The sequence below is a fragment of the Vibrio sp. 10N.222.55.C7 genome, assembly GCF_041473335.1.
GTDB classification, from domain to species: Bacteria; Pseudomonadota; Gammaproteobacteria; order Enterobacterales; family Vibrionaceae; genus Vibrio; species Vibrio crassostreae_C.
Genome location: NZ_JBFRSC010000055.1, coordinates 57,950 through 72,553, shown reverse-complemented (window position 1 = coordinate 72,553; position 14,604 = coordinate 57,950). Strand labels below are relative to the sequence as shown.

The 14,604-nt window shown below is 44.9% G+C and carries 18 protein-coding genes and 1 tRNA gene; 4 read left to right on the top strand and 15 right to left on the bottom strand.

Annotation, left to right across the window (positions count from 1 at the left end):
- Positions 1 to 80: 80 nt before the first annotated feature.
- From AB4482_RS19140 to mutY, 4 genes are all read right to left on the bottom strand, one after another.
- A tRNA-Phe gene (locus tag AB4482_RS19140) sits at positions 81 to 156 on the bottom strand.
- Positions 157 to 259: 103 nt separating this feature from the next.
- On the bottom strand, positions 260 to 1,393 hold the full coding sequence (gene mltC / locus AB4482_RS19135) for a membrane-bound lytic murein transglycosylase MltC (RefSeq protein ID WP_017062252.1): 1,134 nt from the start codon (positions 1,391 to 1,393) through the stop codon (positions 260 to 262).
- Positions 1,394 to 1,462: 69 nt separating this feature from the next.
- Positions 1,463 to 1,735, bottom strand: a complete 273-nt coding sequence (locus AB4482_RS19130; RefSeq protein WP_010435637.1) for an oxidative damage protection protein — start codon at positions 1,733 to 1,735, stop codon at positions 1,463 to 1,465.
- Positions 1,736 to 1,763: 28 nt separating this feature from the next.
- On the bottom strand, positions 1,764 to 2,825 hold the full coding sequence (gene mutY, locus AB4482_RS19125; protein WP_065584120.1) for an A/G-specific adenine glycosylase: 1,062 nt from the start codon (positions 2,823 to 2,825) through the stop codon (positions 1,764 to 1,766).
- A gap of 165 nt (positions 2,826 to 2,990) precedes the next feature.
- On the opposite strand from mutY, the gene trmB reads away from it, so the two are divergent.
- Together trmB and glsB are read left to right on the top strand one after the other, a co-directional pair.
- Complete coding sequence (gene trmB / locus AB4482_RS19120) at positions 2,991 to 3,710, top strand: tRNA (guanosine(46)-N7)-methyltransferase TrmB (protein WP_017062250.1); 720 nt, start codon at positions 2,991 to 2,993, stop codon at positions 3,708 to 3,710.
- Between the two features lie 349 nt (positions 3,711 to 4,059).
- Complete coding sequence (gene glsB / locus AB4482_RS19115; protein ID WP_017062249.1) at positions 4,060 to 4,980, top strand: glutaminase B; 921 nt, start codon at positions 4,060 to 4,062, stop codon at positions 4,978 to 4,980.
- 152 nt (positions 4,981 to 5,132) lie between these two features.
- On the opposite strand, the gene hemW is transcribed toward glsB, so the two are convergent.
- The 7 genes from hemW to AB4482_RS19080 all read right to left on the bottom strand — a co-directional run bounded on the left by hemW (position 5,133) and on the right by AB4482_RS19080 (position 9,983).
- On the bottom strand, positions 5,133 to 6,320 hold the full coding sequence (gene hemW, locus AB4482_RS19110) for a radical SAM family heme chaperone HemW (protein WP_372128433.1): 1,188 nt from the start codon (positions 6,318 to 6,320) through the stop codon (positions 5,133 to 5,135).
- Positions 6,320 to 6,919, bottom strand: coding sequence for an XTP/dITP diphosphatase (locus AB4482_RS19105; RefSeq protein ID WP_061032410.1), 600 nt, complete (start codon positions 6,917 to 6,919; stop codon positions 6,320 to 6,322). The genes hemW and AB4482_RS19105 overlap by 1 nt, the downstream gene beginning before the upstream one ends.
- Before the next feature lie 48 nt (positions 6,920 to 6,967).
- Positions 6,968 to 7,399: a DUF4426 domain-containing protein gene (locus tag AB4482_RS19100; protein WP_372128434.1), complete on the bottom strand. Its 432-nt coding sequence runs from the start codon at positions 7,397 to 7,399 to the stop codon at positions 6,968 to 6,970.
- 28 nt (positions 7,400 to 7,427) lie between these two features.
- Complete coding sequence (gene yggU, locus AB4482_RS19095) at positions 7,428 to 7,718, bottom strand: DUF167 family protein YggU (protein WP_008223603.1); 291 nt, start codon at positions 7,716 to 7,718, stop codon at positions 7,428 to 7,430.
- Between the two features lie 29 nt (positions 7,719 to 7,747).
- Positions 7,748 to 8,305 carry a YggT family protein gene (locus tag AB4482_RS19090; protein ID WP_010435653.1) on the bottom strand — a complete coding sequence of 186 codons (558 nt, stop codon included), beginning with the start codon at positions 8,303 to 8,305 and terminating at the stop codon, positions 7,748 to 7,750.
- 76 nt (positions 8,306 to 8,381) lie between these two features.
- Positions 8,382 to 9,200 carry a pyrroline-5-carboxylate reductase gene (proC, locus tag AB4482_RS19085; RefSeq protein ID WP_017063196.1) on the bottom strand — a complete coding sequence of 273 codons (819 nt, stop codon included), beginning with the start codon at positions 9,198 to 9,200 and terminating at the stop codon, positions 8,382 to 8,384.
- Between the two features lie 78 nt (positions 9,201 to 9,278).
- Entirely contained in the window at positions 9,279 to 9,983 is a 705-nt protein-coding gene (locus AB4482_RS19080; protein ID WP_136981606.1) for a YggS family pyridoxal phosphate-dependent enzyme, read from the bottom strand.
- 26 nt (positions 9,984 to 10,009) lie between these two features.
- Here AB4482_RS19080 and AB4482_RS19075 point away from each other — a divergent pair, with 26 nt between their 5' ends.
- Entirely contained in the window at positions 10,010 to 11,047 is a 1,038-nt protein-coding gene (locus AB4482_RS19075) for a type IV pilus twitching motility protein PilT (RefSeq protein ID WP_017062242.1), read from the top strand.
- A 14-nt stretch (positions 11,048 to 11,061) separates the two neighbouring features.
- On the top strand, positions 11,062 to 12,171 hold the full coding sequence (locus tag AB4482_RS19070; protein ID WP_017062241.1) for a PilT/PilU family type 4a pilus ATPase: 1,110 nt from the start codon (positions 11,062 to 11,064) through the stop codon (positions 12,169 to 12,171).
- Positions 12,172 to 12,245: 74 nt separating this feature from the next.
- Here the strand turns inward: AB4482_RS19070 and AB4482_RS19065 are convergent, their stop codons facing one another.
- From AB4482_RS19065 to gshB, 4 genes are all read right to left on the bottom strand, one after another.
- On the bottom strand, positions 12,246 to 12,383 hold the full coding sequence (locus AB4482_RS19065; RefSeq protein WP_170791814.1) for a hypothetical protein: 138 nt from the start codon (positions 12,381 to 12,383) through the stop codon (positions 12,246 to 12,248).
- A gap of 99 nt (positions 12,384 to 12,482) precedes the next feature.
- The gene (gene ruvX, locus AB4482_RS19060; RefSeq protein WP_004735480.1) at positions 12,483 to 12,905 is read right to left on the bottom strand and encodes a Holliday junction resolvase RuvX; all 423 of its coding nucleotides are present in this window, start codon (positions 12,903 to 12,905) and stop codon (positions 12,483 to 12,485) included.
- Positions 12,906 to 12,965: 60 nt separating this feature from the next.
- Positions 12,966 to 13,529: a YqgE/AlgH family protein gene (locus tag AB4482_RS19055; RefSeq protein WP_017062239.1), complete on the bottom strand. Its 564-nt coding sequence runs from the start codon at positions 13,527 to 13,529 to the stop codon at positions 12,966 to 12,968.
- Between the two features lie 116 nt (positions 13,530 to 13,645).
- Positions 13,646 to 14,596: a glutathione synthase gene (gene gshB, locus AB4482_RS19050; protein WP_004735482.1), complete on the bottom strand. Its 951-nt coding sequence runs from the start codon at positions 14,594 to 14,596 to the stop codon at positions 13,646 to 13,648.
- Positions 14,597 to 14,604: the final 8 nt, after the last annotated feature.

Genomic DNA, 14,604 nt, shown 5'->3' with positions numbered 1-14,604 from the left:
GTCGGCACACTAAATTCTTTATGCTTTTGTCCGTGTTGTTACTCCCTGTTAAAGAGTGTTGACACCAACAAATCAAATTGTGGTGCCCGGAGGCGGAATCGAACCACCGACACGAGGATTTTCAATCCTCTGCTCTACCGACTGAGCTATCCGGGCAACGGAGCGCTATTAAACGGATTTTCTGCATAACCGTCAACTCCTTTTTTGAAAATAACTAAAAAAACCGTTCGTTCGTTGTTTTTTTATTCAAAAGTGAGGGTTATGTTTTACCTTGGTTAAATTCTTTTTTGAATTGCGTTACTTTTTCGAGGTATCGGCGCGACTCTTTATTTGGATGCTTCTTGGTAAGCGCCCAGTAGGCTTGGCTCGGTTGCAGCGAGTTTAAGTCTTGCATTGCTCGCTTTCTGTCCTTACTGAAGGTATTGAGTACGCCACCAGTACCGCCGTTATAGGCTGAAATCATACTGTATTCAAGCGTTAATGGGTTTTTTACGTCTTTCAAATAACGATTTTTAAGGATGTAAAAGTATGCGGTGCCAGCATCAATGTTGTTTTCTGGATTGAATAAGTACTCAGGGCTTGGTTCACCAGGTTTCTTTTTGACGTGTTCAAATACATCTCGACCAGCGGTTTTAGGTACCACCTGCATAAGACCATAAGCATTAGCCCAGCTTACGGCGTACGGGTTGAAGCTACTCTCTGTCTTGATGATAGCGTAGATTAAATCTTCAGGGATGTCATAACGCTGAGACGCTCGTCGAACGATGTCGGCATATTGATAACTACGCTGGCTAGCGTGGTCGGCCACCATTGGGATTTCAACGTAGTAGGCTTTTTTAAAGTCGACTTCTTTGGTTTTTAGGTTATTCGCGATCAGGTAATCCGCAAACTGGTTCGCTCGCCAAGTCCATTGAATGGGCTTTTTTTCTTGGTCTACGACCTGATTATAGAGGAAAGGTTTGCCTTCTAGCTTGATGCTTTTAGAAGAGAATAGATCGACATGCGCCGGATCATCTGGCGTCAAAAGGGTCGTCATGATCGCATTTTTGAGGTGTTTTTTCGGTTCGGTAGAGGAAACCGTTTCCACCGTTATGAGGCCTTGGCTAAAATTCACTTCTGAACGACTTAAGTAATTATCTATGTATTTCACATAGTTACTCTTACCTGCCATCTTGATTTCACTGCTACCCCAACGTTTTTGAATGTTGCCTGAAAAGCTATCTATTAATGAATCTAGCGCCCCGGTATCTTTTTCAAATTGTCCGGGTAGCTCAGCTAAATTCTTCACAAACCGGTTGGTTGGCTCGTAATTGACATCATAAATGCTTTCGACAAATTCACGGCTGCAGCCAGTTAATAACATGGCTGTTAGGAAGTAACTTAGCTTTTTCATAGTTCCTCATACAAAAATGACATCGCAGCGTTAACCATGATGTCATTAAAAATTGCTTAAATAAATGTCTTATTCGCTTGGTGGAGTATAGCCATCAATTACGACATCTTTACCTTCAAAAAGGAAGTTAACCATCTCAGTTTCAAGAAGTTTACGATGCTCAGGATCCATCATGTTTAGCTTCTTTTCATTGATAAGCATAGTTTGCTTGCTTTGCCATTGTCCCCAAGCTTCTTTAGACACGTTGTCAAAGATACGCTTACCTAAGTCACCTGGGTAAAGTTGAAAATCTAGGCCTTCAGCATCTTTTTGAAGGCGAGCACAAAATACAGTGCGGCTCATAGTGGTTCCTCTTATCGCGTTCGTTGATTCAAACGTCGTCGTTCAGTTCAAAGGGTAGGCTCTCAATAAGCTGCTTTACAGGAGCGGCTAGGCCAATTTCTTCCGGTTTTGATAAGTTATACCAGAGACCTTTAGCCCCTTCCATTATCAAATCTGGTTGTTTATCTAATTTCACTAATACTGGCGTGATATCTAAGTGGTAGTGGCTGAAAGTGTGTCTAAACGCAATCATGGTCTTGATCGAATTGGTTTGAGTGTCTTTGATCGAACGAAGATCTAGTTGATGTTCGATCTCTGCGTTTTCATTTTGAGGGAAACAAAACAATCCGCCCCAGATACCAGATTGAGGGCGCTGTTCGAGCCACACTTGGTTGTCGTGATACAGAATCACAAACCATGTGTCTTTTACTGGCTTTTCTTTCTTAGGCTTTTTGCCAGGGAAGTCGAGCTGTCTATCGAGCTTCTTGGCCTCACACATGCTTTCAATCGGGCACAAGGTGCACTTAGGCTTGCTACGGGTACAAACCATGGCACCCATGTCCATCATTGCTTGGTTGTACTTATCGACATCTTTATTCGGAGTATGTGCTTCGGCGTGTTCCCAAAGCTGGTTTTCGACTTTCTTTTGCCCCGGCCAACCTTCAACGGCAAAACTTCTCGCAAGCGTTCGTTTTACATTGCCATCAAGAATCGCATGAGGAAGTTTATGAACCGATGATAAGACGGCTGCTGCTGTTGAGCGACCAATCCCCGGTAGCGCGTTCATCTCTTCGATAGACAGCGGAAATTCACCACCATATTGCTCAGCAACGATCTTGGCTGCTTTATGTAGATTGCGAGCTCGTGCGTAATAACCAAGCCCTGTCCATAAGTGGAGTACCTCATCTTGTTCGGCGTTCGCTAGGTCGATAACCGTTGGAAAGCGTTCTAAGAAGCGTTGGTAGTATGGAATCACCGTAGCAACCTGAGTCTGCTGAAGCATGATTTCAGATAGCCAAACGGTGTAGGCGGTTTTGTTTTGTTGCCAAGGCAATTCTTTACGCCCGTAGGCGTCATACCACTTTAATATGGCGGTTGCGAAAGGAGTCACGACATGCTCTATGCTTTGCTATTATTAGAAGCGAAATTGCACCACACTTAACGTTGGATGTAAAACAGACAAATTGTGTGGGAATTTATCCACGGAAAGACTTGCACCGGAGGCAATTCTTTGGATAATCCCCGCTTTGATTAATCAATGTGCAGGCAAAAATCAATGAGTGAAGTGACCACTAACGAATATACTGAAGACGGCAAACTGGTTCGTAAGATCCGTAGCTTTGTTCGCCGCGAAGGCCGCTTAACAAAAGGCCAAGAGAACGCGATGAATGAATGTTGGCCAACAATGGGTATCGACTACAACCCAGAGCTTCTTAACTGGAAAGAAGTATTTGGCAACGATAACCCGGTTGTACTAGAGATTGGCTTCGGTATGGGTGCATCACTGGTTGAAATGGCAAAGAACGCACCTGAGAAAAACTTCTTAGGTATTGAAGTTCATAGCCCGGGTGTTGGTGCGTGTTTAGGTACAGCTCGCGATGCTGGCGTAACTAACCTGCGTGTAATGTGTCACGATGCTGTAGAAGTATTTGAACACATGATCCCAGATAGCAGCCTGCATACTCTGCAACTGTTCTTCCCTGACCCATGGCACAAAGCTCGTCACCATAAACGTCGTATCGTTAAGGCTGAGTTTGCAGAGATGGTTCGCGGCAAGCTTCAACTTGATACTGGTGTTTTCCACATGGCAACAGACTGGGAAAACTACGCAGAACATATGATTGAAGTGATGAACGTAGCTCCAGGCTTCGAAAACATCGCTGAAGATGGTGATTACATCCCTCGTCCGGATGAGCGCCCGCTAACTAAGTTTGAAGCTCGTGGCCACCGTTTAGGTCATGGTGTTTGGGACATTAAGTTCAAGCGTACTAAGTAACTTCGAATCAAATTAAGTGAAGGGTAATCCGACTTAGGGTTTAACCCCTACACTTTATGGGATTGATTAAAGCCAACATTATTGTAATGTTGGCTTTTTTGTCCTTAGGCTTTTATTTCAGTAAAGGCTTAACGACAGAAAGTAATACCAATCACAGTAAGTAAGTGATCAGAAATAGCGTAGGAAAAAGGCTTGAGAACAAGGCAGCATTTTTCGATAAGTAGTTACTCTACAATCAAAAATTCTAACGCAGTTATCGAGCATTTTAACAAGCTAGAGTGAGCAGTTATTTACTACGATTGGTATATGTTACACCCCTACAAAAATAACAATATAGAAGTAAGCGCACATGAAACCAACTCAAGCTATTTTGGCCGAGATCTTAGACGAAGTTCGTCCTTTAATTGGACAGGGAAAGGTCGCTGATTATATCCCTGCACTGGCTCGCGTATCGAACCAGAAACTGGCGATCGCGGTATACACCAATGAAGGTGAGGTGATTAAAGCAGGCGATGCTGAAGAAGCATTTTCTGTGCAATCTATTTCTAAAGCCTTGAGCCTGACGCTAGCTATGGTGCTATATAAGCCTGAAGAGATTTGGCAAAGAGTAGGCAAAGAGCCTTCTGGTCAAGCCTTTAACTCGATGATTCAGCTTGAGATGGAGTATGGTATTCCCCGCAACCCGTTCATCAATGCGGGGGCAATTGTCGTTGCAGACCTACTACAAAGCCGCTTGTCTGCGCCTAGGCACCGCTTGTTAGAGTTTGTGCGTCAGTTATCGGGTGATACTCATATTGTGTATGACAAGGTGGTAGCGGCTTCAGAAATGATGCACAGCGATCGTAATGCGGCCATTGCTTATTTGATGCGTTCATTTGGTAATTTTGAGAATGATGTTATCCCAGTTCTGAATAACTACTTCCACGCTTGTGCGCTTAAAATGACGTGTGTGGATTTGGCAAAAACCTTTAGCTATTTAGCAAACAAAGGCGTGTCGGTTCAAACCAAGAAAGAGATCATCACGCCAGTTCAAACCAAGCAGTTGAATGCTTTGCTTGCGACGTGTGGCTTGTACGATGGGGCTGGTGAGTTTGCCTACCGTGTTGGTATGCCAGGAAAATCGGGCGTTGGTGGCGGTATTATTGCTATCGTTCCTGGCGAAATGACGATTGCGGTGTGGTCTCCAGAGCTTGATCCTTCTGGCAACTCGCTCGCAGGTACTAAGGCTCTAGAGTTGCTTTCAGAGCGAATTGGTCGTTCTATTTTCTAAGAGAAAGATTCGAGCACGGACGTTGTCCTATAGAACGCTTCGCTCCGAGAGAGGGCTATAAAACAAAAAGGGTTGACCCTAAAGCCAACCCTTACGCAATGCTTCTCGAATCTCGAATCTCGAATCTCGAATCTCGAATCTCGAATCTCGAACTACTCGTCTTCTTCTGCCATAAAGGCTTCTAACAGATCATTGAGAAACAGCTTTCCTTTTTCAGTGATCTGCCAGTGAGTGTCGGTTTCCTTCAAGTAGCCTAGCTCTTTTGCCCATTCAATCGTTTTTTGAATCGAGTCAAAACCAAGCCCTGTCGTATCAATGAAATCCTGCTTTGGACATGCTTCCATTAACCTAAAGCGGTTCATGAAAAATTCAAAAGGGCGGTCTTCATTCGGCACTTCAAATTCATCTGATAGATAAGGTTTTACCATGTTTTGGTACGCAGCTAGATAGCCTCTAGGGTGCTTAACCTTAGTGGTACGAACAATGCGTCCATCTGTAAAGCTCAGCTTGCCATGAGAGCCACAGCCAATACCTAGATAGTCACCAAAGCGCCAGTAGTTGAGGTTATGTTGGCACTGATATCCCGGCTTGCTGTAGCCTGAAATTTCGTACTGCACATACCCTGCGTCTGCGAGCTTCTTATGGCCTAGGTCGAAGATATCCCAAAGGTCATCATCATCAGGCAGCGTTGGTGTTTTGTAATAGAACATGGTGTTAGGTTCTATTGTTAGCTGATACCAAGATAAGTGCGGAGGGTCGAGTTCTATCGCTTTATCCAAATCAGCCAACGCTTGTTCAATACTCTGTTCGGGTAAGCCGTGCATTAAGTCTAAATTGAAACTATTCAATCCAATCTTATGCGCTAAATGAGCAGCATTTACCGCTTCATCTTGACCATGAATACGCCCAAGTCTTTCCAGTTTCTCTTGCTCAAAACTTTGCACACCCACCGAGATTCGAGTAATGCCTGCCTTTTGGTAACCTGCAAAACGCTCAGCTTCGATAGTTCCCGGGTTGGCTTCCATGGTGATTTCTATTTCAGGTTTGAACGGGATGCGCTGTTCAATGCCTTGTAACAATCGGCCAATTCCTTCAGGAGAAAACAGGCTTGGGGTACCGCCACCAATAAAGATCGAATGCAGTGGGCGAGGTATGCCATTTAGCTGATATTTTTCGATATCAGTATCAAGATCTTCTAGCAGTGCATCGATGTACTCTTTTTCTGGGATCTCGGTTTTCAACGCGTGTGAGTTGAAATCACAATACGGACACTTTTGTACACACCACGGGATGTGTACATAAAGGCTAAGAGCTGGTGGAACGAGTGCTGCATTGTGCATTACTGATCTTGCTCTTTGAGTGCTTTGAATAGTGACGCAAGGGCTTTACCACGGTGTGATAGTTGCTTTTTGCGTGAAGGGTCAAGCTCGGCAGATGCACAGTTCTCTTCTGGAACAAAGAATACAGGATCGTAGCCAAAGCCATTTTCGCCGTGTTCTTCAGTCAGAATTTGTCCTTCCCACTTACCATGACATACCAATGGTGTTGGATCATTTTCGTGACGCATTAGCACCAATACACAGTGGAAACGAGCAGTACGCTTTGCTACCTCAACACCTTGCATGGCATCAAGCAGCTTTTCGATGTTCTGCTTATCGGTAGCACCTTCACCTGAGTAACGTGCAGAGTAGATACCTGGCGCGCCCTTAAGGAAATCAACCTCTAAACCGGAGTCGTCAGCAATGGCTGGCAGCCCTGTCTCTTTGGCAGCATGGCGAGCTTTGATGATGGCATTTTCAATGAAAGTTGTTCCTGTCTCAGCGACTTCTGAAACGTTAAACTCACTTTGTGCGACAACGTCAAAACCAAACTCAGACAGAATACCTGCCATCTCGCGAACTTTACCTTGGTTGCCTGTGGCTAAAACAATCTTACTCATGGGGATGTTGCTCTAATAAGTTGATGAACAGAAAAGTGAAGGCTGAACCTACTCTTCTATATAGAATTTTTGTGTGAATCGCAGTAGGCCTGTGCCTTTCAAACCTGCGTTAACATCAATATCAAAAGTGATGTTTTCTTCGTGTGTTACAGGGAACTCAGCTAGGTAATAAATCGCATCACCTTCCTTTATCTCGCGGAAGTTAAGTGTGCGAGTATTGCCCACAAGGTTCTTGGCTGTTCCCGTGATTTTAGCGGTTGTTGCTGGTTTGCCAAGGGAAGCTTTGTCTAGCACGCTGATGTTCAGAATCGCTGAGTAGCCATTTCGCTTAAGTTTATATTGCTTAGCGACTTGAGCCGTTAAAAATGTTGAGTTAAAAGCTGAGTAGTGAACCTCGACATCCTTAATGTTTTTAAATTGTCCTGCTGAGCTTGGTAGGGCAACAAGAGCGGTAAGTAGTGCTGTAATCCATAGACGCATAATGACTCCAATAAATAGCAAAAAGCCATCATAGGATGGCTTTGACTTCAGTGGGGATTTGGCTTGGCGAGCATATTCGAACTTGTTTGTGCCGGCCGAGCTCTCCCTTTTCAATTTTAATTTGCCCTTTAGCGACCTTAAATTGTTTCGCAAGGTATTTCGCTAAGTGGGCATTGGCTTTGCCATCTACCGGGGGAGCGGTGATGGCAATTTTGAGTTCCTCACCATGCAAGCCAACAATTTTGTCTCGGCTTGCTTTGGGTTGGATATAGAGTCTAAGAAGAATATCGTCTCCCTCGACCCAAACCGCTTTTGGCATCGTCAAAGTACCTGATGTTCGTACTTGAATTATAGCTGATACCAAATAGGACCAATCATGTCACCCATTAGGAAGTTCGCAAACTGAAGAACAATGAACAGAACCAGAACGCTTAAGTCGAAGCCACCCATATCCGGTAGGATACGGCGGATAGGCATTAGCATTGGCTCAGTCAGTTGATGGAATACGTACTCGATTGGACTACGACCTTGGCTTACCCAGCTAAGGATTGCACGGATAAGTAGAACCCAGAAGATCAAACCACCCGCCGCTTTTAGCAAAGATAGTGCACCAAAGATCAGGAAGCTGATATCGAAAACGGCAGCGCCGCCAGAGATAATCAGGTTTAGAGCAACGAACTTAAGTACACACAGCACATAAGCGAAAACAACGGTCGCTAGATCAAGGCTGCCGATTGATGGAATAACTCGGCGTAGTGGGGCAACAACCGGTTGTGTCGCTTTTACGATGAATTGTGAGAATGGGTTGTAGAAATCTGCACGTGATGCTTGTAGCCAGATACGCAAGATCACAACCATGATGTAAAGATCAAAAACGGTCGAGATCAGAAAGCTCATCGAGTTCATATTGTTTCCTTTTTCGGATTTACTTGTCGCTTAGATATAACCAGAGCGGCAAAATGCTTGTTTACCTTGATTGGTACTAAAACAGTTTTTCCATCTCTTCAGCTCGAGCAACCGCCGCTTGCATGGCTTTTGCTACGATGTCTGATAGTTGATGTTCGTTAAACGTGCGTAGTGCTTCTGCGGTCGTGCCGCCTTTGGATGTCACTTGTTCACGCAGTGTTGATAATTCAGTATCTTGGTTTGCTACCACCATCTCTGCCGCGCCTAATGCAGACTGCTGCACTAGCTTACGAGCGGTTTCTTGGTCAAAACCTTGCTTGATTGCTTCAGCTTGCATCGCTTCCATAAACAGGAAGAAGTAAGCCGGAGCGCTACCCGCCGCCGCAATGATGTTGTTGATTCCAGACTCTTGTTCAACCCAACTTACTTCACCAACAGCTTGCATCAGCTGAGAAGCAAAGTCTTTATCATCTTGGCTGACAGTTGCATCGGCATAAAGACCACTCATCCCTTTACCAAGCAGTGATGGCGTGTTTGGCATCACACGAACAAGGTTCAGTTGGCAGTTTAACATCTCATTAAGTCGATTCGCATTAATACCCGCGGCAATTGAGATAACCAGTTTGTTGCTGAAGTCGATATCTTGTAAGGGTTTACATACATCAGCCATCATTTGTGGCTTCACGGATAACACAACAACGTCTGCTTTTTCAGCTGCTGCAATATTATCGCTGGTGGTATTGATGCCGTATTCTTGTTCTAACGGCAGCCTTCTGGTTTCTGAAGGTGCTGTCGCAGTAATCTTTTGCGCTGGGTAACCACTAGCAACTAAGCCAGCTACAATTGAGCGAACCATGTTTCCCGCCCCAATAAAGGCGATGTTCTTATGTACCATATATAAAATCCTGAGCGTGTCGCTGCGCGGATAAGGCGAAGCGGTATCAATACTTGTACTTGTCGTTACTTACTACGGCTATTTCGCGTAATCACGAGCGCCGAAAATAGCTGTTCCAATACGAACCATTGTGCTGCCAGCCTCAACTGCTGCATCCATATCACCACTCATCCCCATCGAAAGGGTATCAATGTCTGAATACTTCGCGGCTAGCTTGTCTTTAAGCTCTGCCAGTTGAGAAAATGCATTAAGCTGAGATTGATAGTCAGATACGTTTGCAGGAATCGACATCAACCCTCTTAAAGTGAGGTTGGGCAGTGAGGAAATCAACTCTGCCAGTGCAAAAACTGACTCTTCAGATGTGCCAGACTTGGACGCTTCACCACTGGTGTTTACTTGAATTAACACTTGCAAAGGTGGAAGCTCGTTTGGACGTTGGTCATTCAGTCTCTGAGCGATCTTATCGCGATCGATGGAGTGTACCCATGCGAAGCTTTCTGCGATAGGGCGAGTTTTATTTGACTGGATTGGACCAATAAAGTGCCATTCCAAATTTAGGTTAGAATGTTGTTCTGAAAAGTGTTTTACTTTATCGACACCTTCTTGAACATAGTTTTCACCAAAGGCAATTTGGCCTCCGAGTGCGGCTTCTAGAATCGCATCATTAGGTTTAGTTTTGCTGACGGCTAAAAGTTGCACGGACTCTGGAGCTCGTCCGCACTTTTGCTCAGCACTACGAATCTGTGAGGTGATTTGTTCGATATTTTGTTGAATACTACTCATAGCTGACTTTACTTAAGGGAAAATAAATGGATATCACTGAGTTACTAGATTTTAGTGTAAAGCATAACGCGTCAGATCTACATCTTTCTGCGGGTGTATCTCCAATGGTACGTATAGATGGTGAAGTAAGGAAGCTTGGAATACCAGCTTTGAGTCATGCTGATGTGCACCGTTTGGTTTTTGAGATCATGAGCGACTCGCAGCGCGGTGAATTTGAGGAAAAACTGGAAGTCGACTTCTCTTTTGAATTACCCAATGTTGGTCGCTTTCGTGTTAATGCGTTTAACCAAGCCCGTGGCTGCTCAGCTGTCTTTCGAACTATCCCTGTCGAAATCCCGACTTTAGATCAGTTAGGTGCACCTGAGATCTTCGAAAGGATTGCTAACTACGAAAAAGGGTTAGTGCTCGTCACTGGTCCAACTGGCTCTGGTAAATCAACGACTCTTGCGGCGATGGTTGATTACGTAAATCGCAACCACAATAAGCATATTCTGACGATTGAAGACCCGATTGAATTCGTTCACACCAATAATAAATGCCTAGTCAACCAGCGTGAAGTTCACCGTGATACTCACAGTTTTAAAGCGGCACTGCGCAGTGCCTTACGTGAAGACCCAGACGTGATTCTGGTTGGTGAACTTCGTGACCAAGAGACGATTAGCTTAGCGTTAACCGCAGCAGAAACGGGTCACTTGGTCTTTGGTACTCTGCACACCAGTTCTGCGGCTAAAACGATCGACCGTATTATCGATGTGTTCCCAGGTAGCGATAAAGATATGGTTCGTTCGATGTTGTCTGAATCACTGCGCTCGGTGATAGCCCAGAAGCTGCTAAAGCGTGTTGGTGGTGGTCGTGTGGCGTGTCATGAAATCATGATGGCAACACCTGCGATCAGAAACTTGATTCGTGAAGATAAGGTTGCGCAGATGTACTCGATCATTCAAACGGGCGCAGCGCACGGCATGCAGACCATGGAACAAAATGCGAAGCAGCTGATGGCGCAGGGCTTGGTTGATTCGGAAGAGGTCGAGAAAAAGATCGAAATTGAAACCTCAATGTTTTAATTAAGGTGTACATAATGGAATTGAATCAAATCCTTGAGGGAATGCTTTCTCAAAAGGCATCGGATCTCTATATCACTGTCGATGCGCCAATCCTGTTTCGTGTGGATGGTGAATTACGCCCCCAAGGAGAGAAGCTGAATGCGGCTCAAGTTGCTCAATTACTTGATGCGATGATGGAACAAGACCGACGTGATGAATATCAGCAAACGCGTGAGGCTAATTTTGCCATCGTGCGTGACTTTGGTCGTTTTCGTGTCAGTGCATTCTTTCAGCGAGAGCTACCTGGAGCGGTCATTCGACGTATCGAGACTAACATCCCAACCTTTGAGCAACTAAAGCTTCCTGATGTACTACAGGACCTATCAATAGCTAAGCGCGGACTTGTGCTGGTGGTTGGTGCGACAGGCTCTGGTAAGTCGACCTCAATGGCTGCAATGACAGGCTATCGCAACACCAATCGCTCGGGACATATCTTGACGGTTGAAGACCCGATTGAATTTGTGCATGAACATAAAAAGTGCATCGTGACACAGCGTGAAGTTGGACTCGACACCGAGAGCTATGAAGTCGCGCTTAAGAACTCGCTACGCCAAGCACCAGACATGATCTTGATTGGCGAAATCCGTAGCCGTGAGACCATGGAATACGCGATGACCTTTGCTGAAACGGGTCACTTGTGTATGGCAACCTTGCACGCCAATAACGCTAACCAAGCGCTAGAGCGTATTCTTCATTTGGTGCCGAAAGAGCAGAAAGAACAGTTCTTGTTTGACCTATCGATGAACCTGCGTGGTGTCGTCGCTCAGCAACTCATTCGCGACAAGAATGGCAGCGGGCGTCATGGTGTATTCGAGATTCTGCTGAATAGCCCTCGTGTTTCTGACTTGATTCGTCGTGGTGAACTGCACGAACTGAAAGCAACCATGGCTAAATCGAAAGAGATAGGTATGCAGACCTTTGACCAAGCTTTGTATGATTTAGTGATAGCAGGCAAGATCAGCGAAGAGGATGCGTTCCACAGTGCCGATTCTGCTAATGACTTGCGCTTAATGCTCAAAACTAGACGTGGTGATGACGACTACGGAACTGGGGCGTTGGCTGGTGTGAAGATAGATATGGGGTGATAAAAAACGCCTGATTTGATTCTAGGTTAAAATCAGGCGTTCATCATATTCATCGTTCGACTGCGTCTGTATTATCAACGCTTCTTGTTCTTAGGCTCGCTGATTACGTCTGCGTCAGTCGAAGTATGATTCATATAACCTGCATTATTGGAGCTTGTCGAACTGCATGCTGATATTGCTAGAGCTACGAAGATTGCTAGAAAAATTTTCATGTGAACTCCCACTTACCTAATAATGAATTGCTTCGACATTACGCCGTAATATCATTATAGGATCACAAAGGAGTTTAATCTTTGAGCTCTTAATTTTCGTTATGAATATTGTGCTTCAAACCAGCTCTCTAAAATGACGACTGCAGACTGGTTATCGACATTACCTTTACTTAGTGCTTTGTAGCCGCCCATTTCAAAAAGGTCGGCCCTTGCTTCTGTCGTAGAAAGTCTTTCATCATGCAGTTCAACATCGACACCAAAGCGCCCTTTTAGGCGATTGGCAAACTTCTTCGCCCTTGGTGTAATCGCGGCTAGATCTTTACCATGAAGATCGGTAGGAAGACCAACCACGATAAGATTCGGCTGCCACTCCTTAATTTGCTTTTCGATATCGTCCCAATTTGGGATGCCATCTTTGGCTTTAAAAGCTTTTAGAGGGCTTGCGGTGCCCGTGATTTCTTGTCCTATCGCACTACCGATACTTTTTGTACCGTAGTCAAATGCCATAATTGTTCGTGACATGGGGTTTCCAAATTTATCTGTGTTTGAGAGTGTCTGTTTATTTTACTTAGTTGATTTGAGCTAGGCGTGACCAGCGTCTGCTGAAAGCTGAGCTGCATTAATGCCTAACATCTGTACAGCGACTTTCCAGCGGTCAGAAATCGGTGTATCGAAGATGACCTTCGGATCGGCTTCAACGGTTAACCATGAGTTCTCGGTCAGTTCTGTTTCCAGTTGTCCGGGTTCCCATCCTGCATACCCAAGTGCGACTAAATAATTCATCGGCTCATCTTCTGTGCCCAACACCATCAAGATATCTTTTGAGGTTGTCACTGAGATTTGATCCGTCATGCTGATACTGGATTGATAGTTGCCTTTAGGTTTGTGCAAAATAAACCCACGGTCTTCTGCGACCGGTCCACCATTCAATACAGGCTTATCAAGACTTGCTTGGTTGGGTTTTGGCTGATCAGAATCAACCTCAACTTGCTTAAGCATGCTACCGACAGTGACATCAATAGGGGCGTTGATCATCAAACCCATCGCGCCTTCGTCATTGTGCTCACAAAGGTAAATCACCGAATTTTGAAAGTATGGGTCTTTCATTCCGGGCATAGCAACCAGAAAGTGGTTCGTTAAATTCATAGAGCCTCCTGCCAGTGTGTTCCCAGTAAAGGAAAAAGAGCGGCGTAAAGCCGCTCATTGTTCTTTGCCTAGATATTTCTGTGTTTTCGAATAGCTAAGGCTTTCTTTAGTTTAGGCTATTTAGCGTTAACGCGACGCTCAATTGCATCCATTAATTTACCTGTAACTGAAATATCAAAAGCGGCTTCAATTTCACGGATACAAGTAGGGCTAGTCACGTTAATTTCAGTCAGCTTGTCGCCGATAACATCAAGCCCAACAAAGATTAAGCCTTTCTCTTTCAGTGCTGGAGCAACTGCTCTTGCGATAGCCCAGTCTGTTTCACTTAGAGGACGAGCTTCACCTGTACCGCCAGCAGCAAGGTTACCTCGAGTTTCCCCTTTTGCAGGAATACGCGCTAGACAGTAAGGCATTGGCTCACCGTCAACCACAAGAATACGCTTATCACCATTGCTGATGTCTGGAACAAAAGTTTGTGCCATTGCGTAGTTCTGACCGTGGTTGGTCAAGGTTTCAATAATAACTGATACGTTTGGATCGCCTTCTTTCACACGGAAGATAGACGCGCCGCCCATGCCATCAAGTGGTTTTAGAATCACGTCGCCGTGTTCTTCTCGGAACGCTTTAATTTTTTCAGCTTTACGAGTCACGATGGTGGTCGGTGTCAGTTCAGGGAACCATGCCGTGAACAACTTCTCGTTACAGTCACGTAGGCTTTGTGGTTTGTTGACGATCAGTGCGCCGTTCTCTTCAGCACGCTCAAGAATGTAGGTCGCGTAAATGTATTCAGTATCAAACGGAGGATCTTTACGCATCAATACTGCATCTAAATCAGATAGCGCGATAGTCTGTTCTGATTTGAACTCGTACCAACCGTTTGGATCTTCTTTTAGTTCAACAACCTTAGTGTCAGCAATGGCTACGCCTTGATCTAAATGTAGATCATCCATTTCCATGTAATGGATTTCGTAACCACGACGCTGAGCTTCAAGCATCATGGCAAAGCTAGAGTCTTTTTTGATGTTAATGGATGAAATTGGATCCATTACGATGCCAAGTTTGATCATTTTTTTCT